The sequence below is a fragment of the Pseudoalteromonas phenolica genome (assembly GCF_005876835.1).
Taxonomy (GTDB): Bacteria; Pseudomonadota; Gammaproteobacteria; order Enterobacterales; family Alteromonadaceae; genus Pseudoalteromonas; species Pseudoalteromonas phenolica_B.
In genome coordinates, this window is sequence record NZ_PPSW01000087.1 from 1 (window position 1) to 2802 (window position 2802).

Genomic DNA, 2802 nt, shown 5'->3' on the forward strand with positions numbered 1-2802 from the left:
GAGAAGGTTCATATGTGTTATAAGCCCACTTTATTTTTGTACGCACAACCCCACATTTTGGAAGCAGCTAAGGTAAAACCAAAATAGACAATTGAAAATACAATATGGAAATAAGCTTCTTGGGGTGGTTTACCTAAAGCTGAAGTAGCAATATTAATAAAAAAGCCAATCACTGAAGCAAACCAAATAAATCTTAGTACACTTTCAAAAGTACTATTCGAAACTATACCACTATGTGACTGAAAGCTTAAAACGAACTGTGTGAACTTACTTAAAAGCAAGCATAATGCAAAAGACATGATTGAAACAAATATTGCCGCACCAACCTCAAAGAAAGCAAACCCTATAACCAATGACACGATGCACCATATTGCAGGAAATGAGACTCCAACCTTTTCAGTTTTTATGAAGTAATTAGGCTTCATTTTATCTTCTAGACTCCAAGCTCAAAGGGCTTATAACGCCGCCAACACCGGCCGAGCGTAGCGAGGTCCAGCGCACGCAGTGCGCGATGGTGCTTGGCTTTGTTAGCATTCATAAATTCACAGCCATAAATCGCTTTCATCATAAAGCAAAAATGGGCTAGTTTTTTCATGCATATATTTTAGATATATACTGTCAAGGGATTCCTTAACAATATTAAGGAAAAATCCTGTTGGATATATTAGCTCCCAGTGGTTGTCAAAAATTAATCCATTCACTGGGTCAACATCTGTTATTGTCGACATTTCTTGATAGTAAGGCTCATGCTCCCATCGGAATGGGGATTGAGACCCTTTACCAGGAAGACGAAACTCGTGAGCTAATTTGTTGCGATATTTCCAGAAAAGCCCTCGATGAGTTAGATCCTCCGGCCAAAGCTTCCCTAGCTTTTCTGGGTTACCATCTGCTTTCATTGGCCAATGAGCCAACACTTCACTAAGAAATGGATCGTTATTAAGCCCGATATTAGGGGACAACATTCGCGTAGTTGATGGAAACTTTTTTGAAGTCTCTACACTTACCCAATTCTTTAGTTCTTCAAAGTTACTTGAAATATTGTCTATTCTTTTCATAACTCCATTTAACTGTAGCAAACTAACCCGATCATGATCTGTCCATTCAGTATGATCAGCAATTGTTTGCTTGTAGCGTTTTCCAACTTTATCTTCATTAGGGAAAGCTGCAATCGACAATGAATCAAATATTGAACACAAAAGCAATTTGGCGGGTAACCCTTGATACCTACGATTTTTTTTGGATATAGCAGCAGCTATCAGAGTACGATTGTAATCTTTAAACCTTTCAATTTTTTCTTCGATTGTCTCGGTCATAAAGTTTCACCGACTTAAAATGCTAACGCCGCAAATAAACGGCAAAAAATAGTTGGCTATAATTTGTGAGGTACGAACAAAGCCAACTGTTTTTTGTCCGCTCTTTTAATTTGTTTTGTTAGGTTTACGATAACATACAGAAAACCAGAACACTGTTGTTAAAGTAACACCGAAAACTGCATAAGTTATTATTGATTCAATAATTAACCTACCCGTTGCGTCCGTAAAAGAAGGTATAAATACAAATATAATAGAAGGAACAAGGCCGACCATTAAATAGTAATGTAAACCAACTAGTTCGTTACGGCTCAACCAAAGGTGTATAGGCAGCATATAAAAGATTAACGCAGATGCACTTACTAAACCACCTAGTACTGAAGCGTAAAGCAAGTGAGAAAAAAGCACATTAAAGTCTGCTAAATACCAAAAATATGCAAAAGACAACCCCCAACCTGTAAGGATTGCATTTCTTAATCCTTTGATAACTATATTCAAACTAGTAAACCTAACGCCGCCTTAAGCGGTGAGTAATAGTTGGCTAAAATGTGTAGCGAAGCGGAATCGAGCCAACTGTTACGAATCCGACTTTAAGGCCTTGTTAACTGAATACTTTAGAGAACAAGCCTCGTTTTTTACCTAGAGTTTTATACCCAAAATAATTTGTGGCTGAAAGACATGCACCTGCAATTTCAGCGCCCTCATTCAAAGCTTTATTAATCGTATTAAACTCAGCGCTTCGAGTTACAATACTATTAAAAACTTCCGATAGCTCAGGCTCATTGTGATAAATTTCAGATGCTATATCGATAGCTAATTTGTAAATAGGCTCCTCCTTGTAAGGAAACTCACCTTCCACACCCTGAACTTTATATGTGTCAGGAAAACCTAAATCAAATTTATGGCTTAGAGCTATACGACAAAATGCGCTTGGTAAAAATGCAGAAACCCTTTCGGCCTCAAAAATGCTTAAACCTTGGCTTTCTAATCTGTCGCTTATATCTGAATCATTCTGCTTTTTTAACTCCAGAAACACAGACAAAACACTCTTGATTTTTTCTCGATTTATCATATTCAGTTAACGCCGTTGTAACCGGCAAATAATAGTTGGCTAAAATTTGTGAGGCACGAACAAAGCCAACTGTTATTTGTCCGAGTTTACGACTTTGTTATGTGCCTGACTGCTTAATAATTGCGTAACCATCCTTTTGATAGTCATTGATACAGTTTTCATACTTTTCTATCAAACTTGGTTCGTTAACAACACCGAATGCCCAAGTATTACAATTTACAGTTTGATTGGAAGAATTTTCCAAAGTGGTTTCTTTATAAAATTTTACAAAACCAACTGCGTATGCAGCCTCAACAAACTTCGTATGAACAAGAAAACCAAAGCCTAAAATTACAGCTAAAGTAAAAACTTTTTTCATAGATATCCTTCCTTTATTGTGACGGTGCGTAAATTTTTAGCACATAGACATAATGACTCCCA

Annotated in this window: 5 protein-coding genes; all 5 read right to left on the reverse strand. The window is 37.0% G+C overall.

Features of this window, described 5'->3' with window-relative positions:
- Window positions 1–17: 17 nt before the first annotated feature.
- Window positions 18–425, reverse strand: coding sequence for a hypothetical protein (locus C1E24_RS20780; RefSeq protein ID WP_138484818.1), 408 nt, complete (start codon window positions 423–425; stop codon window positions 18–20).
- Window positions 426–542: 117 nt separating this feature from the next.
- Window positions 543–1313 (reverse strand): hypothetical protein, encoded by a 771-nt coding sequence (locus tag C1E24_RS20785; protein WP_138484820.1) that lies wholly within the window; start codon window positions 1311–1313, stop codon window positions 543–545.
- 105 nt (window positions 1314–1418) lie between these two features.
- Window positions 1419–1808, reverse strand: a complete 390-nt coding sequence (locus C1E24_RS20790; RefSeq protein WP_138484822.1) for a hypothetical protein — start codon at window positions 1806–1808, stop codon at window positions 1419–1421.
- Window positions 1809–1911: 103 nt separating this feature from the next.
- Window positions 1912–2382, reverse strand: a complete 471-nt coding sequence (locus tag C1E24_RS20795; protein WP_138484823.1) for a hypothetical protein — start codon at window positions 2380–2382, stop codon at window positions 1912–1914.
- Window positions 2383–2479: 97 nt separating this feature from the next.
- A complete protein-coding gene (locus tag C1E24_RS20800) occupies window positions 2480–2740 on the reverse strand; it encodes a hypothetical protein (protein ID WP_138484825.1) in 261 nt (86 codons plus the stop codon).
- Window positions 2741–2802: the final 62 nt, after the last annotated feature.